The organism is Pseudomonas nicosulfuronedens (assembly GCF_005877905.1).
Taxonomy (GTDB): domain Bacteria; phylum Pseudomonadota; class Gammaproteobacteria; order Pseudomonadales; family Pseudomonadaceae; genus Pseudomonas; species Pseudomonas nicosulfuronedens.
On sequence record NZ_SWDV01000010.1, the window covers coordinates 227,898 to 242,263 of the forward strand.

Genomic DNA, 14,366 nt, shown 5'->3' on the forward strand with positions numbered 1-14,366 from the left:
ATGCCCCTCAGAGAGCCGGGACTTCGCGCAGCAACCACTGCACCAGCGCGCCACCACCATGCCCGGTTGGGTCGGCCTGGTCGCGCAAGCGGTGGCCGGCCACCGAGGGCAGCACGGCTTGCACATCCTCCGGGATCACATAATCGCGCCCGGCCAGCAGCGCCCAGGCACGCGCCGCCGCCAGCAGCGCCAGGCTGCCGCGCGGCGACAGCCCCAGGGCAAAAGCCGGCTGGCTGCGCGTGGCTTCCACCAGGCGCAGCACGTAATCCACCAGAGCGTCACTGGCGCGCACCTCCAGCACTTCGCCCTGAAGGGCCTGGAGTTCCTGCGGGTCAAGCACTGGTTCCAGGCGTGGCAGCAGGTCACGGCGCGCCTCGCCCAGCAGCAACGCTTTCTCGGCGGCGCGGCCGGGGTAGCCCAGGGATAGGCGCATGAGGAAGCGGTCGAGCTGGGACTCGGGCAGCGCGAAGGTGCCACCCTGGGTCACCGGGTTCTGCGTGGCAATGACGAAGAAGGGCTCGGGCAGCGGCCGGGTGGCGCCCTCGATGGTCACCTGCCCCTCCTCCATGGCCTCGAGCAGCGCGCTCTGGCTCTTGGGCGTGGCGCGGTTGATCTCGTCGGCCAGTACCAGCTCGGAGAAGATCGGTCCGGGATGGAACACGAACTGTCCGGTGTCCTTGTCGAACACCGAGGTGCCCAGCACGTCGCCGGGCAACAGGTCGGAAGTGAACTGGATGCGCTGGAAGCTCAGCCCCAGCACTTTTGCCAGGGCATGGCTCAACGTGGTCTTGCCCATGCCGGGCAAGTCCTCGATGAGTAGGTGACCGCGGGCCAGCAGACACGTCAGCGCCAGCCTTACCTGCACTTCCTTGCCGAGCAGCACCTGATCGACTGCCTTCAGACAATTCTCCAGCTTGGCGTGCATCCTGACCCTCTCATCCCCGGAAAACTCCGATCCTACTGGTCCAGGACAGAGCATCAAAGGCTTCGACACATTTAGTCCGCAATCTGTGATGTAGAGCTGTGATCCAGAGCGCCTCAACGACCCAGCAGGCGCTCCGCCAGCCAACTCGCGGCCGGCCCCAGCCGACGCTGGCGCGACCAGATGACATCCACCGCCACCCGGCGCGGCCAGCCGGCGACCTTCAGCTCCTGCATACGTCCGCCGGCGAAGCGTCCTACCATCCAGCTGGGCAATTCGATCCATCCGAATCCCAGCACCGCCATGTCCAGCAACAGCAGGTAGTTCGGTGCGCTCCAGCAGCGTCCACCGAGCATCGGCGCCGCGTCATCCAGATAGGTATTCAGGCGCAGCGCACGGTAAGCCAGCAGGTCTTCGCGCTCCACGCGTTCGCGGCCGGCCAGCGGATGGTCGCGGCTGACGAAGAGACCGAACTCGGCTTGCTCGCTCAAGGTCGCCGAGCTGATGTCCGGCGCGTAATCCTTCTGTGCGGCGAGCAACCCCAGGCTGGCGCGTCCCTGGACGACCAGATCGAGCACGTCGCTGTCCTCGGCGATCAGCCATTCGAATTCCAGGTCCGGGTAGCGTGCATCGATCTCCGCCAGGCGCGCCTCGAATTCGGCGGATTGGTAGGTGTCCGACATCGCCAGGGTTACTCGTGACTCCAATCCTCCGACGAGCTGATGGGCAAGCTGTCCGAGGCGATCGTTCGCCATCAACACCTCTTCGACTCGCCCGAGCAACGCATGACCGGCCTCGGTCAACTGCGGCTGGCGGCTGCTGCGGTCGAACAGGGTCAGGCCGAGGTCGATTTCCAGGCGGGCGATGGCCTCGCTGACGGTGGACTGGCTCTTGCCCAGCTTGCGCGCGGCGGCGCTGAACGAGCCCAGACAGGCCGCCTCGGCGAAGGCCTGCAGGGATTCGGGGGAGTATTGCATCGTGGCACCCTCTTCCATCGGTTAAGCCGATGGTATCCAACTTAGATCCAGCCGGTCGACCGATGATAATAGCGCCGGACCGACGGAGTCGGCCTTCTCGTGAATTGAGAGCTTTAATGCCTGGAGATACCCCATGACCCCCACTAAAACCCTGAAAGAGCGGATGTTCCACGCCGGCCTTTTCGAGCTGCTGGCGGTGGTTATCTGCGCACCGACCCTGGCCTGGCTGATGGACAAACCGCTGGGCCACATGGGCGCCATGACCCTGATGTTCTCGGCCATCGCCACCGTATGGAACATGCTGTTCAACGCCGCCTTCGACCGCGCGCAGAACCGCATGGGCTTCAGCCGTACCCTGTCGGTACGCGTGCTGCATGCCTCGCTGTTCGAACTGGGCCTGATCGTCCTGCTGGTGCCGCTGGCCGCCTGGTGGCTGTCGGTGAGCCTGCTGCAGGCCTTCATCCTCGACATCGGCCTGGTGCTGTTCTTCCTGCCCTACGCGCTGGTGTTCAACTGGGTGTACGACGTGCTGCGCGAGCGCTGGGTCGGACAGGCGCAAACCGCCCAGGCCAACGGCTGACGCCCGGGGGAACACAGCCGTAGGATGGGTGGAGCTTGCGATACCCATCAACATGGCCAACACGGAAGGCGACGGGTATCGCTTCGCTCCACGCCATCCTACGAAGAGCATCCTCAAGGCATGAAAAAGCCCGCATCGCTGCGGGCTTTTTCATGTCCGGAGAACGCGATCAGGCCAGGCTGGCGGCAATCTCGGCCAGGGCCTTTGCCGGGTCGGCGGCCTGGCTGATCGGGCGGCCGATCACCAGGTAGTCGGAGCCGTTGTCCAGCGCCTGGCGCGGGGTGAGGATGCGGCGCTGGTCGTCCTGGGCACTGCCGGCCGGACGGATACCGGGGGTAACCAGTTGCAGGGCCGGGTGCGCGGCTTTCAGGGCCGGCGCTTCCTGGGCGGAACAGACCAGACCGTCCATACCGGCCTTCTGCGCCAGAGCTGCCAGGCGCAACACCTGCTCCTGCGGCTCGACGTCCAGGCCGATGCCGGCCAGGTCCTCGCGCTCCATGCTGGTCAGTACGGTCACGCCGATCAGCAGCGGCGACGGTCCATTGAAGGCGTCCAGGGTCTCGCGACAGGCGCTCATCATGCGCAGGCCGCCGGAGCAGTGCACGTTGACCATCCACACGCCCATCTCGGCGGCGGCGCGCACGGCCATCGCGGTGGTATTGGGGATGTCGTGGAATTTCAGGTCGAGGAAGACTTCGAAGCCGCGGCTGTTGAGGGTCTCGACGATGCCGGCGGCGCAGCTGGTGAACAGCTCCTTGCCCACCTTCACCCGGCACAGCTTCGGATCGAGCTGATCGGCCAGCGCCAGCGCGGCTTCACGGGTGGGGAAATCCAGGGCGACGATGATCGGGGTCTGGCAGGCGGACATGGGCTCTCTCGCGGGTATCGAAAAAATCGGCGCGCATTGTCGCAGAAACGCGCCGACTTCCGTAGCCCGCCCGGCAGGAATGCTGCGTCGCCGACGGCGATCAGGCACTCAGCCGCTCGCGCAGGCGGCCGAGCATACCCAGCAGGCTGCCGACCTTCTCCCGCTCGCGCTCCTCGCGCGGTACTTCGGCGATGCGCGCGACCTTCTGCTCAGGCTGCGCGCGCCAGAGCAGCGCCTGCTCGGCGGCGGCCTTCAGGCCCTTTTCGAACAGTCCCCGGCGGATCGGCTTGGGCAGGTAGCGGAAGATCTGCGCCTGGTTGATCAGCGCCAGCAGGTCCTGGGTGTCGCGGAACGGTGTAACGACGATGCTCAGCAGGCGCGGATGGGCCTGGGCCAGGGACTTGAGTAGCGGCGCGGTGTCCTCGCCGGCGAGTTTCAGGTCGCTGATGAGGATGTCGATGGGCTCACTGTTGAGCCGCACGATGGCCTCGGCCAGGTTGCGCGCACGGTGCAGCTGGTGGGTGCCGGCGCTGCAGAACTCGCCGACGCAGGCCAGTGTCTCGGCGTCCTCGTCGAGCAACAGCACATTGAGAGGCGCGACGACTCGGCTGATGGCCTTGGTATCGATGGGCTCGGCCGGTGCCTGGCGCTGGGCGATCTCGGCGGCCTGGCGCAGGGTGAAGGCCATTTCCTGCGGATCCCACGGCTTGGTCAGGTAGCGGAAGATACCGCCGCTGTTGAGCGCCTCCACCGCGGCGTCGAGGTCCGAATACCCGGTCAGCAGGATGCGCAGGGTGTCCGGGGCGATCTCCTGGGCCTGGGCGAGCAACTCGGCGCCGGTCATCTGCGGCATGCGCTGGTCGCTGACGAGGATATCGATGCGTTCCTCGCGCAGGCGCTGCAGGGCCTTGTGCGGATCGGTCTCCACCAGCACGTCGTAGTGACGGCGGAACTGCATCGCGAGACTGCGCAGGATGCGCTCCTCGTCGTCGACGAAGAGGATGCGGACAGGCTGCTGGCTCATGTTCAGGCGCTCCGTTTCAGTTCGCTGGCCTGCTGGATCGGCAGGCTGATGAGGAATCGCGTGCCGCGTCCGGGTTCGGACGCCACGCGGATGCGGCCGCCGTGGTCCTGGACGATCTTGTAACTGATCGACAGGCCCAGGCCCGTACCCTGCCCCACCGGCTTGGTGGTGAAGAAGGGGTCGAAGATGCGCGTGCGCACCTCCTCGTTCATGCCCTTGCCGTTGTCCTGCACAGACAGGTGCACATGGGTTTCGTCCGCCCAGGATTTCACCTGGATCAGGCCGAACTTCTCCATCGCCTGGGCGGCGTTGGTCAGCAGGTTGAGCAGCACCTGGTTGATCTGGCTGGCGGCGCAGGCGACCTTGGGCAGCGCACCGAGCTGGGTCGCAACCTCGGCCTTTTCCTTGATGCTGTTGCGGGCAATCAGCAGCGCACTGCGCACGCAGTCGTTGAGGTCGACTTCCTCGCTGCGGGCACGGTCCAGGCGCGCGAAGTCCTTCAGGCCGCCGACCAGTTCGCCAATCTGCGCCAGGCCGAAGTCGGTGTCGCCGAACAGCTGGTCGAGATCGCCCACCAACTGCTCCAGCGCAGCTTCGTCGCGGGCCTGCTCGAAAGCGGCGCGGGCACGAGCCAGTTGTTCAGCGTTGCAATCCGGATCGTCCAGGCAATCGTTGAGCAGGGTCTGCGCTTCGGTCAGGCCCAGCAGCGGAATCAGCAGTTCGCGCAGCAGCGCGACGTTGTTCTTCACATAGCCCAGCGGAGTGTTCAGCTCATGGGCAACCCCGGCGACCATCTGCCCGAGGGACGCCATTTTCTCCGACTGCACCAGTTGCGCCTGGGATTCGCGCAGGTCCTGCAGGGTCTTGTTTAGCACCTGATTGCGCTGGGCGACGCGCTGCTCCATGGCTTTGAGCAGGTCGAGCACCGTGCCCAGACCGAGGTAGCGTCCCTGCTCGTCCACCAGAACGAAGTCCTCGGTGATCGGGTAACTCAGCTGGGCGGTAACCTGTTGCGAGGCTTCTTCGAGGCTCAGGTCGCCGCGTACTTTCAGCGGCTGGGCGTTCATCACGTCGCTGGCCGGACGGCGCCCCCAGAGGTCGCGGCCGAAGCGCTGCATGAAAATGTCCTGCAGGCCATTACGGCTGACCAGCCCCAGCGGCATTCCGGCGGCATCCACCACCGGCAGCGAAAGGAAGGAACGGTGCTCGGCATCGAGGAAGCGTTCGGCCACGTCGCTGATGCTCAGTTCCGGGGCCAAGGGCGCAACCTGGCGCAACAGCTCGTGCAGGGCGCGGGTGGTCATCGGCGAATCTCCGGTCGCTGGAATGGGCGCCAGTAGACCAGCGGCAGATTGCCATCCTGTGACAGCCGTCGCGTGGCCAGGAAGCTTCACGGCGTGGTCATCGCACTGCAACAAGCGCTCCTGCGGCGCACCCGAACGGGACGCGCGCAACAGCACCGCACCGCTTCGAAGCAGGCGAACAGGTGGCGAATGTTCACGAAACGACGCGATCAGGCACTTTGCGACCGGGTTCCGGGGAATGGCACGGCCACTGCACGAAGGCACGGGTCGTGTCTTTCATCCTCTGTCTTGGAGACCTCGCATGAGCACGCAACTCAAACCCACCCTCGGCACCCTGCACCTGTGGGGCATCGCCGTGGGTCTGGTGATTTCCGGTGAGTATTTCGGTTGGAGCTACGGCTGGGGCGTGGCCGGCACCCTCGGCTTCCTGGTCACCACCCTGCTGGTAGCGACCATGTACACCTGCTTCATCTTCAGCTTCACCGAGCTGACCACGGCGATTCCTCACGCCGGCGGGCCCTTCGCCTACAGCCGCCGCGCCTTCGGCGAGAAAGGCGGGCTGGTGGCCGGCCTCGCCACGCTGATCGAGTTCGTCTTCGCCCCGCCGGCCATCGCCATGGCCATCGGCGCCTACCTCAACGTGCAGTTCCCGTCGCTCGATCCGAAGCACGCAGCGGTCGGCGCCTACCTGATCTTCATGACGCTGAACATCCTCGGTGTGAGCATCGCTGCCACCTTCGAGCTGATCGTCACCCTTCTTGCGGTGGGCGAGCTGCTGGTGTTCATGGGCGTGGTGGCGCCGGGCTTCAGCTTCAGCAACTTCGTGCTCAATGGCTGGGCCGGCTCCGACAGCTTCGGCGGCGCGGCGATCGGTGGCATCTTCGCGGCGATTCCCTTCGCCATCTGGTTCTTCCTCGCCATCGAGGGCGCGGCCATGGCTGCCGAGGAAGCGAAAGACCCCAAACGTACCATTCCCAAGGCCTACGTCAGCGGCATCCTCACCCTGGTGGTGCTCGCCCTCGGGGTGATGCTGTTCGCCGGCGGCGCGGGTGACTGGAAGGCGCTGTCGGGGATCAACGACCCGCTGCCACAGGCCATGAAGATGGTGGTCGGCGAGAACTCCGGTTGGCTGCACATGCTGGTCTGGATCGGCCTGTTCGGCCTGGTCGCCAGCTTCCACGGCATCATCCTGGGTTACTCGCGGCAGTTCTTCGCGCTGGCTCGCGCGGGCTACCTGCCGCGCGGCCTGGCAAAACTCTCGCGTTTCCAGACCCCGCACCGGGCGATCATCGCCGGTGGCCTGGTGGGTATCGCGGCTATCTACAGCGACGGCCTGATCGCCCTGCAAGGCATGAGCCTGACGGCGGCAATGATCACCATGAGCGTGTTCGGCGCCATCGTCATGTACATCATGAGCATGCTCAGCCTGTTCAAACTGCGTCGCAGCGAGCCCGATCTCGAGCGCAGCTTCCGCGCACCGGGCTTCCCCGTGGTGCCCGGCATTGCCCTGGCATTGGCTGTGCTGTGCCTGGTGGCCATGGTCTGGTTCAACCTGCAGATCGCCGGCATCTTCCTGGCCTTCATGGCGGCGGGCTTCGTCTACTTCCAGCTCACCGCCGCCCATCGCGCCAGCGCCCCGGCGGACGCTATGCTGACGGGAGCCTGATCGCCATCCGCGCCCTGCCCTTGCAGCGGGGCGCGGGATAACCGGGATGTCCGCATGACCTACCAGACCACTGTCGGTAGCCTGACCTACCGTTTCCCCGACCTGAAGACCCTGCTCGCCAAGGCCAGCCCCGCGCGCTCCGGCGATGCCCTGGCGGGCCTGGCCGCCAATAGCTACGAAGAGCGCATGGTGGCGAAGATCGCCCTCGCCGAGGTGCCGCTCAAGCGCTTCCTCGACGAGGCGCTGATTCCCTACGAGGAAGATGAAGTCACCCGACTCATCCTCGACAGCCATGACGCCGCCGCCTTCGCGCCGATCAGCCACCTCAGCGTCGGCGATTTCCGCGACTGGCTGCTGCTGGACAGCACCGACAGCGCCACGCTCGCCAGCGTCGCCAAAGGCATTACCCCGGAAATGGCCGCCGCGGTGAGCAAGCTGATGCGCAATCAGGATCTGATCCTGGTGGCGAAGAAATGCCGCGTGGTCACTCGCTTCCGCAACACCATCGGGCTTCCAGGGCACCTCTCGGTACGCCTGCAGCCCAACCACCCCACGGACGATGTGCGCGGCATCGCCGCCAGCATGCTCGACGGCCTGCTCTACGGTTCGGGGGATGCAGTCGTCGGCATCAATCCGGCCAGCGATTCGCAGGCCACCCTGATGCAGCTGTGGCAGATGATGGACGAGCTGCGCCAGCGCTTCGAGATTCCCATGCAGAGCTGCGTGCTCACCCACGTCACCTCGCAGATCCAGGCCATCGAGGCAGGCGCGCCGATCGACCTGGTGTTCCAGTCCATCGCCGGCACGCAGAAGACCAACGAGAGCTTCGGCATCGACCTCGCCCTGCTGCGTGAGGCCCACGCGGCGGCACTGTCGCTGGGGCGCGGCACGCTGGGCGACAACGTCATGTACTTCGAGACCGGCCAGGGCAGCGCACTGTCAGCCGGTGGCCACCATGGTGTCGACCAGCAGACCTGCGAAGCCCGCGCCTACGCCGTGGCCCGCGAGTTCCGCCCGCTGCTGACCAACAGCGTGGTCGGCTTCATCGGCCCGGAATACCTCTACGACGGCAAGCAGATCATCCGTGCCGGGCTGGAGGATCACTTCTGCGCCAAGCTGCTGGGCGTGCCCATGGGCTGCGACGTCTGCTACACCAACCACGCCGAAGCCGACCAGGACGACATGGACAACCTGCTGACCCTGCTGGGCGCGGCGGGCATCACCTTCATCATGGGCATCCCCGGCGCCGACGACATCATGCTCAACTACCAGAGCACCTCCTTCCACGACGCCCTCTACCTGCGCAGCACCCTGGGCCTGAAGCGCGCGCCGGAGTTCGACGCCTGGCTGGCTAAGATGGCGATCACCGAAGCCTCGGGCCAATTGCGGCAGATCGGCCGTGGCCACGATCTGCTGCGGGCATTTTGAGGAGGAGCCAGCATGGACCTGATCCAGAACGACCCTTGGGATGAACTGCGTGCGCACACTTCCGCGCGCATCGCGCTGGGCCGTGTCGGCTCCAGCCTGCCGACCCGAGAGGTACTGAAGTTTGGCCTGGCCCACGCCCAGGCCCGCGATGCGGTGCACCATCCGCTGGACTTCGAGGCACTGCAGCAATCGCTGACCCACGAAGGCTTCCGAGTCCTGCGCGCACGCAGCGAGGCGCCGGACCGCCAGACCTACCTCCTGCGTCCGGATCTGGGCCGAGCCCTGCACCCGGACAGCCAGTGGCAGCTCAAGGGCGAGAAGCTCGCTGCGGAGCTGGTCATCGTGATCGCCGACGGTCTCTCCTCCTTTGCCGTCCAGCAGCACGCGCTGCCGCTGCTGAGTGCGCTGCGCGAGCGCTTCGTCACCGACTGGCAGCACACGCCGGTGGTGCTCGCCGAACAGGGCCGCGTGGCCATTGGCGACGGCATCGGCGAGGCACTGGGAGCGAAGCTGGCGCTGGTGCTGATCGGCGAGCGCCCCGGCCTCAGCTCGCCGGACGGCCTCGGCCTGTACCTCACCTGGCAACCGCGCGTGGGCCGCATGGACAGCGAGCGCAACTGCATCTCCAACGTGCGACCGCAGGGGCTGCCCTACGGGCTGGCGGCACACAAGCTCGCCCACCTGCTGCAACAGGCCCTGCGCCTGCGGGTGAGCGGCGTCCGGCTGAAGGACGACAGCGACCTGCCCGAAGCGATCAGTCTGAACCGGCCCGCGCCTGACAAGGTCTGAATCACAGCGTATCGTGATAGTCCACTGCCACTGTCGGAGACGGGACCATGCCCTGGTATGCCTGGTTGATCATTGCCCTAGCCCTGGGCTCCATCGTCGGCGCGCTGATGATGCTGCGCGATACCGCGAAAAAGCTCCCGCTCACCGAGGAGCAGCTCAAGCGCATCCATGAGCGCAATGCCGAAATGGACGCCAAGGAAGCCGAAGACAAGCGTTGAAAATCGCCTAACTGACTGACGCTTCAGTCAAAAACTGGCCGCAGCGATGGCCAGCGGCAGCCTAAATTGCCTAGACTGCGCCTCCTTGTTGGAGGAAAGAATGCTCAGGAAACTCCTGCCGCTGCTGCCCATCGTGTTGTTGCTCTGCGGATTCGCACTGGGATTCGTCCAGCCGGTGGGGTTGTTGATCGGCGCCATCTACCTGGCCTGGACCCTCTACGGCGAGCATCGCCTGCCGCGCCTGCTCTGGTGGCTGGTGTGCCTGGTGCTCAGTATCGCCCTGGCCGCACACCTGCTGCCAGGCACTACCTCGTGGACACTCTGGCCGGTGCGCCAGCTCAGCCCGGACGCCCCCGTCTACGCCCTGCACCTGTCCTGGGACAAGGCGCTGGTCGGCGCCACTCTGCTCGCCTGGTGGCTGCGCCGCGACCCGGTGCCGACGGAGAAACGCTCCCCGGATTTCGCCGCCATCGTCATCGTCACCACGCTGTTCGCCGTGCCGCTGGTGGCCGTCGCCGGTGGTCTGGTGGTCTGGAACCCGAAATGGCCGCCCGGCTTCTGGCTGTGGATGCTGGTCAACGTCTGCGTGATCTCGCTGACCGAGGAAGCCTTCTTCCGCGGCCTGCTGCAAAGCGAGCTGGTTCGCCGCTTCGGCGCCTTTGCCGGGGTCGCGGTCGCCAGCGTGCTGTTCGGCATGGTGCACTGGCCGATCAATCCGCTTTTCGCCGTGGTCGCCGGCATCGCCGGCCTGGGTTATGGCCTGGCGTTCTACTTCAGCGGGCGCCTGCTGGTGCCGATTCTGCTGCATGCGGCAGTGAACTGCCTGCACCTGCTGCTGTTCAGCTATCCGTTGCGGATTATCTGATCCCGCACTGCGGGCTATCCCCGTAGGAGCGAGCTTGCTCGCGAACAAACCCTGCTGCGGGGCTGGTTCGCGAGCAAGCTCGCTCCTACGAAGAGCCTTACGTCGAGCACCAGAAATTACTCGCGCATCACCAGCAGCAACGCCTGCTCGGCCAGTTCGTCCAACGTCAGGCTGCCTTCGGGGCGGAACCAGGTGATCGACCAGGACAGCGCCCCGGTGAGGAAGCGCCGCAGGATGAACGGATCGCCCTGGCTGAATCCCGCCAGGCGGGCCTCCTCCAGCACTTCCAGCCACATCTGTTCGTAGATATCGCGCAGGCTGAGGATATACGCCTGGCCTTCTTCCGACAGCGAGCGCCATTCGTAGACCAGCACCGCCATCGCCTCGCCGGTACCCCCGGTGATCGACTGCAGCTCGCAACGGATCAGCGCCAGCAGGCGTTCGCGCAGGGTCGTCGCATCGGCCAGCGCGGCACGCATCAGGGCGGTGTTGTAGAGGATGGTTTCCTCCATCACCGAGCGGAGGATTTCATCCTTGCTCTTGAAGTGATGGAAGATGCTGCCGGACTGGATACCCACCGCGCCGGCCAGGTCGCGCACCGTGGTGCGTTCGTAGCCCTTGCTGCGGAACAGGTGCGCAGCCGTGTGCAACAGCTTGCCGCGGGCGCTTTCCGGGTCGGTGATCTGCCCGGTCTTGACCAGCTCCAGCATGACTTCGCGGGCTTTGCGGTCATCCACGCTGTTCTCTCCCCATGAGGCCCATTGGCCGATCTGCTCAGGACGATTCATCGAAACGCCCTGCAAGTGCTTGTGTTGTCTGACGAAATGTAAGCCCGCGAACCCCAACCAAGCAAGCGCTTGGCCATCCAATGGTTGGGGTTGTCGCGCTTTCGGGGCTTTTCAACCAAGCGCTTGCTTGGTAATGTCGATCCATCACTCAGCGTCACGGGCAGAACAATGACTAGAACCGTACGTATCGGCTGCGCCTCCGCCTTCTGGGGCGACACCTCCACCGCCGCCGCCCAACTGGTGCGCGGCGCGGAAATGGACTACCTGGTGTTCGACTACCTGGCCGAAATCACCCTGTCGATCATGGCCGGCGCCCGCCTGAAGAATCCCGAGGCAGGCTACGCCACCGACTTCGTCGAAGTGATGACACCCTTGTTGGGCGACATCGCCTCGAAGCAGGTGCGCGTGATCAGCAACGCCGGCGGGGTGAACCCTCAGGCCTGCGCCAGTGCCCTTGCCGCCGCCTGCGAAAAGGCCGGCGTGACGCTGAAGATCGCCGTGGTGCACGGCGACAACCTGCAGCCACGCCTGGGCGAACTGGCCAAGTCCGGCATCCGAGAGATGTTCAGCGATGCGCCGATGCCGCCCATGTGCGTGTCGGTCAACGCCTACCTGGGCGCCCCCGGCATCGTCGACGCGCTGAAGGCCGGCGCCGACATCGTCATCACCGGTCGCGTGGTGGACAGCGCAGTGGTCAGCGCCGCCCTGGTACACGAGTTCGGCTGGGCCTGGAACGACTACGACAAACTGGCCCAGGCCGCGCTGGCCGGACACATCATCGAGTGCGGCGCGCAGTGCACCGGAGGCAACTTCACCGACTGGGAAAGCGTGCCGGACTACGAGCACATCGGTTTCCCTCTCGTCGAAGTGCAGGCTGACGGCACATTTGTCGTGACCAAGCCGCAGGGCACCGGCGGACTGGTGACGCCGCTGTCAGTGGGTGAGCAGATGCTCTACGAGATCGGCGACCCGCGTGCCTACCTGCTGCCCGATGTGGTCTGCGACTTCACCCAGGTCCAGCTCGCCCAGGCGGGCGACAACCGCGTCGCCGTCCGTGGCGCACGTGGCCTGCCGCCGACCGGCCAATACAAGGTCAGCGCCACCTACCCGGATGGTTTTCGCTGCACCGCCAGCTGCCTGATCGCCGGCATCGACGCGGTGAAGAAGGCCGAGCGGGTCAGCCAGGCGATCATCGCCAAGACCGAGGAAATCCTCATGGAACGCGGCTGGGGCCCGTACCGCGAGGTGAGTGTGGAACTGCTCGGCAGCGAGGCCACCTACGGCCCCCACGGCCGCCGCTCGGACAATCGCGAAATCGTGGTGAAGCTCGCCGTGCGCCATAGCCGCAAGGAGGCGCTGGTGCTGTTCTCCCGCGAGATCGCCCAGGCCGCGACCGGCATGGCACCGGGGCTGACCGGCATCGTCGGCGGGCGCCCGACCGTGTATCCGGTGATCCGCCTGTTCTCCTTCCTGATCGACAAGGATGCCTGCGAGCTGGCCGTGGAGATCGACGGCCAGCGCCAATCGGTAGCCTTGCCGAAGATCGATCACTTCGACCCATCAGCACTGGGCGACGACCTCCCGGTTGCCACGGCGAAAGGACCGGCCCAGGCCAGCGTGCCGCTGGTAAAACTGGCCGTGGCGCGCTCCGGCGACAAGGGCAACCACAGCAACATCGGTGTCATGGCACGCCGACCGGAATACCTGCCGTGGATTGCCGAGGCGCTGAGCGAAGGTGCCGTGGCCGAATGGATGCAGCACGTGCTCGACCCGCAGACCGGCCGCGTCAGCCGCTGGCACTTGCCGGGCACCCACAGCCTGAACTTCCTGCTGGAAAACGCCCTGGGCGGCGGCGGCGTCGCCAGCCTGCGCATCGACCCGCAGGGCAAGGCCTTTGCCCAGCAGTTGCTGGAATTCCCGGTGGCGGTGCCGCAGGCCCTCGCCGACTCGCTAGAAACGTAGGGCGCATAACGCCACCAGCGTTATCCGCCAATCGCAAACGGCGGATGAAGCGTTCCGCTTCATTCGCCCTACGGGATACCTCGGAGTCAGAACAACAATGAGCTACGACTCGATCTTCAAACCCGGCCTGTTCGACGGCCAGACCATCATCGTCACCGGCGGCGGCAGCGGCATCGGTCGCTGCACCGCCCATGAACTGGCAGCCCTCGGCGCCCACGTGGTGCTGGTCGGACGCAAGGCCGAGAAGCTGGAAAAGACCGCCGGTGAAATCATCGAGGACGGCGGCAGCGCCAGCTGGAACAGCTGCGACATCCGCGACGAGGAAGCGGTGAAGGCGCTGGTGGCGCAGGTCATCGCCGAGCGCGGGCCGATCCATCACCTGGTCAACAACGCCGGCGGCCAGTACCCCGCACCGCTGGCCTCGATCAACCTGAAGGGCTTCGAGGCCGTGGTCCGCACGAATCTGGTGGGCGGCTTCCTGATGGCCCGCGAAGTGTTCAACCAGAGCCTGAGCAAGACCGGCGGCAGCATCGTCAACATGCTCGCCGACATGTGGGGCGGCATGCCCGGCATGGGCCATTCCGGCGCCGCCCGCGCCGGCATGGAGAACTTCACCAAGACCGCCGCCATCGAGTGGGGCCACGCCGGGGTGCGGGTCAACGCAGTGGCGCCAGGCTGGGTCGCTTCCAGCGGCATGGACACCTACGAAGGCGCGTTCAAGGCCGTGATCCCGACCCTGCGCGAGCACGTGCCGCTCAAGCGCATCGGCACCGAATCGGAAGTCGCCGCAGCGATCGTCTTCCTGCTCTCCCCCGGCGCCGCTTTCATCAGCGGCAACACCATTCGCATCGACGGCGCCGCCAGCCAGGGCAGCCGCGCCTTCCCGCTGTCGAAGGTGAAGCCGGGGCAGAGCCGTTCCTACAACGGCTTCCACCGCGCCTATCTGCCCGATGTACTGAAGGATCAGGAGTAAGC

Annotated in this window: 14 protein-coding genes; 8 read left to right on the forward strand and 6 right to left on the reverse strand. The window is 65.9% G+C overall.

Features of this window, described 5'->3' with window-relative positions; all coding sequences use genetic code 11:
• Positions 1-7 precede the first annotated feature (7 nt).
• Positions 8-925 carry an AAA family ATPase gene (locus tag FAS41_RS10505; protein WP_138521914.1) on the reverse strand — a complete coding sequence of 306 codons (918 nt, stop codon included), beginning with the start codon at positions 923-925 and terminating at the stop codon, positions 8-10.
• 113 nt (positions 926-1,038) lie between these two features.
• A complete protein-coding gene (locus FAS41_RS10510; protein ID WP_138521916.1) occupies positions 1,039-1,899 on the reverse strand; it encodes a LysR family transcriptional regulator in 861 nt (286 codons plus the stop codon).
• Positions 1,900-2,032: 133 nt separating this feature from the next.
• On the opposite strand from FAS41_RS10510, the gene FAS41_RS10515 reads away from it, so the two are divergent.
• Positions 2,033-2,479 carry a multidrug/biocide efflux PACE transporter gene (locus FAS41_RS10515; protein ID WP_088416961.1) on the forward strand — a complete coding sequence of 149 codons (447 nt, stop codon included), beginning with the start codon at positions 2,033-2,035 and terminating at the stop codon, positions 2,477-2,479.
• 169 nt (positions 2,480-2,648) lie between these two features.
• On the opposite strand, the gene pyrF is transcribed toward FAS41_RS10515, so the two are convergent.
• From pyrF to FAS41_RS10530, 3 genes are all read right to left on the reverse strand, one after another.
• Positions 2,649-3,347 (reverse strand): orotidine-5'-phosphate decarboxylase, encoded by a 699-nt coding sequence (gene pyrF / locus FAS41_RS10520; RefSeq protein ID WP_024764511.1) that lies wholly within the window; start codon positions 3,345-3,347, stop codon positions 2,649-2,651.
• A 100-nt stretch (positions 3,348-3,447) separates the two neighbouring features.
• The gene (locus FAS41_RS10525) at positions 3,448-4,371 is read right to left on the reverse strand and encodes a response regulator (protein ID WP_138521918.1); all 924 of its coding nucleotides are present in this window, start codon (positions 4,369-4,371) and stop codon (positions 3,448-3,450) included.
• Between the two features lie 2 nt (positions 4,372-4,373).
• Positions 4,374-5,675: a sensor histidine kinase gene (locus tag FAS41_RS10530; RefSeq protein ID WP_138521920.1), complete on the reverse strand. Its 1,302-nt coding sequence runs from the start codon at positions 5,673-5,675 to the stop codon at positions 4,374-4,376.
• 301 nt (positions 5,676-5,976) lie between these two features.
• On the opposite strand from FAS41_RS10530, the gene eat reads away from it, so the two are divergent.
• The 5 genes from eat (at position 5,977) to FAS41_RS10555 (ending at position 10,641) form a co-directional block, all read left to right on the forward strand.
• Complete coding sequence (gene eat, locus FAS41_RS10535; RefSeq protein WP_138521922.1) at positions 5,977-7,341, forward strand: ethanolamine permease; 1,365 nt, start codon at positions 5,977-5,979, stop codon at positions 7,339-7,341.
• A gap of 54 nt (positions 7,342-7,395) precedes the next feature.
• Positions 7,396-8,769 carry an ethanolamine ammonia-lyase subunit EutB gene (locus FAS41_RS10540; protein WP_138521924.1) on the forward strand — a complete coding sequence of 458 codons (1,374 nt, stop codon included), beginning with the start codon at positions 7,396-7,398 and terminating at the stop codon, positions 8,767-8,769.
• Between the two features lie 12 nt (positions 8,770-8,781).
• Positions 8,782-9,558: an ethanolamine ammonia-lyase subunit EutC gene (eutC, locus tag FAS41_RS10545; protein WP_138521926.1), complete on the forward strand. Its 777-nt coding sequence runs from the start codon at positions 8,782-8,784 to the stop codon at positions 9,556-9,558.
• Between the two features lie 47 nt (positions 9,559-9,605).
• On the forward strand, positions 9,606-9,776 hold the full coding sequence (locus tag FAS41_RS10550; protein ID WP_065084401.1) for a DUF2897 family protein: 171 nt from the start codon (positions 9,606-9,608) through the stop codon (positions 9,774-9,776).
• 100 nt (positions 9,777-9,876) lie between these two features.
• Complete coding sequence (locus FAS41_RS10555) at positions 9,877-10,641, forward strand: CPBP family intramembrane glutamic endopeptidase (RefSeq protein WP_138521928.1); 765 nt, start codon at positions 9,877-9,879, stop codon at positions 10,639-10,641.
• A 116-nt stretch (positions 10,642-10,757) separates the two neighbouring features.
• On the opposite strand, the gene FAS41_RS10560 is transcribed toward FAS41_RS10555, so the two are convergent.
• Complete coding sequence (locus FAS41_RS10560) at positions 10,758-11,378, reverse strand: TetR/AcrR family transcriptional regulator (RefSeq protein ID WP_179955978.1); 621 nt, start codon at positions 11,376-11,378, stop codon at positions 10,758-10,760.
• A 219-nt stretch (positions 11,379-11,597) separates the two neighbouring features.
• Between FAS41_RS10560 and FAS41_RS10565 the strand changes: the two genes are divergently transcribed.
• A complete protein-coding gene (locus FAS41_RS10565) occupies positions 11,598-13,391 on the forward strand; it encodes an acyclic terpene utilization AtuA family protein (protein WP_138521930.1) in 1,794 nt (597 codons plus the stop codon).
• Positions 13,392-13,488: 97 nt separating this feature from the next.
• Positions 13,489-14,364 carry an SDR family oxidoreductase gene (locus tag FAS41_RS10570; protein WP_138521932.1) on the forward strand — a complete coding sequence of 292 codons (876 nt, stop codon included), beginning with the start codon at positions 13,489-13,491 and terminating at the stop codon, positions 14,362-14,364.
• Positions 14,365-14,366 lie beyond the last annotated feature (2 nt).

Bases quoted from the DNA above. Each gene is read 5' to 3' on its own strand.
- FAS41_RS10505 (WP_138521914.1), bottom strand. From the start codon at position 925: ATGCACGCCAAGCTGGAGAATTGTCTGAAGGCAGTCGATCAGGTGCTG.
- FAS41_RS10510 (WP_138521916.1), bottom strand. From the start codon at position 1,899: ATGCAATACTCCCCCGAATCCCTGCAGGCCTTCGCCGAGGCGGCCTGT.
- FAS41_RS10515 (WP_088416961.1), top strand. From the start codon at position 2,033: ATGACCCCCACTAAAACCCTGAAAGAGCGGATGTTCCACGCCGGCCTT.
- pyrF (WP_024764511.1), bottom strand. From the start codon at position 3,347: ATGTCCGCCTGCCAGACCCCGATCATCGTCGCCCTGGATTTCCCCACC.
- FAS41_RS10525 (WP_138521918.1), bottom strand. From the start codon at position 4,371: ATGAGCCAGCAGCCTGTCCGCATCCTCTTCGTCGACGACGAGGAGCGC.
- FAS41_RS10530 (WP_138521920.1), bottom strand. From the start codon at position 5,675: ATGACCACCCGCGCCCTGCACGAGCTGTTGCGCCAGGTTGCGCCCTTG.
- eat (WP_138521922.1), top strand. From the start codon at position 5,977: ATGAGCACGCAACTCAAACCCACCCTCGGCACCCTGCACCTGTGGGGC.
- FAS41_RS10540 (WP_138521924.1), top strand. From the start codon at position 7,396: ATGACCTACCAGACCACTGTCGGTAGCCTGACCTACCGTTTCCCCGAC.
- eutC (WP_138521926.1), top strand. From the start codon at position 8,782: ATGGACCTGATCCAGAACGACCCTTGGGATGAACTGCGTGCGCACACT.
- FAS41_RS10550 (WP_065084401.1), top strand. From the start codon at position 9,606: ATGCCCTGGTATGCCTGGTTGATCATTGCCCTAGCCCTGGGCTCCATC.
- FAS41_RS10555 (WP_138521928.1), top strand. From the start codon at position 9,877: ATGCTCAGGAAACTCCTGCCGCTGCTGCCCATCGTGTTGTTGCTCTGC.
- FAS41_RS10565 (WP_138521930.1), top strand. From the start codon at position 11,598: ATGACTAGAACCGTACGTATCGGCTGCGCCTCCGCCTTCTGGGGCGAC.
- FAS41_RS10570 (WP_138521932.1), top strand. From the start codon at position 13,489: ATGAGCTACGACTCGATCTTCAAACCCGGCCTGTTCGACGGCCAGACC.